We start from the raw sequence: 697 nt of genomic DNA on the forward strand, positions 1-697 counted from the left end.
ACCGGGCCCGGGTGCGGCCAGGTGGCTGGAGGCGAATGCGACGCCTTTGTCGATCATCGAGCTGTCGTCGGCGTAGGTGTCGTGGGCGGCGAAGTTCATGCCGTCCGAGCAGACCGGGTCTTCGGTGGCGCACACCTTGACGGTCTTGTCCTGATACAGCGGGCCGATGACCACCGGGGGTTCGTTGAGGAAGTTCATCGCCCGCACGTTGGGCATGCCGAACAGCACGACCGAGGAGACGTGGTTGGCGACGTCGGGGGACAGTGGTTTGGGCACGGTGTTGGGGTCGATGCCATCGGGGACGGCGGCTGAGGTGACAAAGCCCATCACGGCCGCGCCCTGAGAGTAGCCGCCGAGCACCATCTTGGTGTTGGGGCAGTCGTGGGCCATCGAATTGATGTGGGCGCCCGCGTCTCTGATGCCGTCGATGCCGGTGGCCCATTGGTCGCTGGCGGGATAGTTGACCGGGTAGACGTCGAAGGACCGGTCACCGACGCGTCGGTGTAGCGCGTCGACGAAGGCTTGACCGGTGGGGCCGACACCGGGTGCCTCGCCGGTGCCGCGGGCGAACACCACTTGCACGTCCGGACACTGGGCCGAGGCGGTGGGGATCACGGAGGTGGACAAGGCCGAAACGGCCATGCCCGACGCGGCAATGACAACTGCTGAACCAATGGAACGAATGACGTGACGTGCA

Annotated in this window: 1 protein-coding gene; it reads right to left on the minus strand. The window is 66.0% G+C overall.

Features of this window, described 5'->3' with window-relative positions:
- A partial coding sequence (locus A5625_RS23535) for a cutinase family protein (protein WP_232003802.1) occupies positions 1-697 on the minus strand: 697 nt, incomplete at both ends.

Origin of the sequence: Mycobacterium sp. 1465703.0 (assembly GCF_001672975.1) — a bacterium.
Taxonomy (GTDB): domain Bacteria; phylum Actinomycetota; class Actinomycetes; order Mycobacteriales; family Mycobacteriaceae; genus Mycobacterium.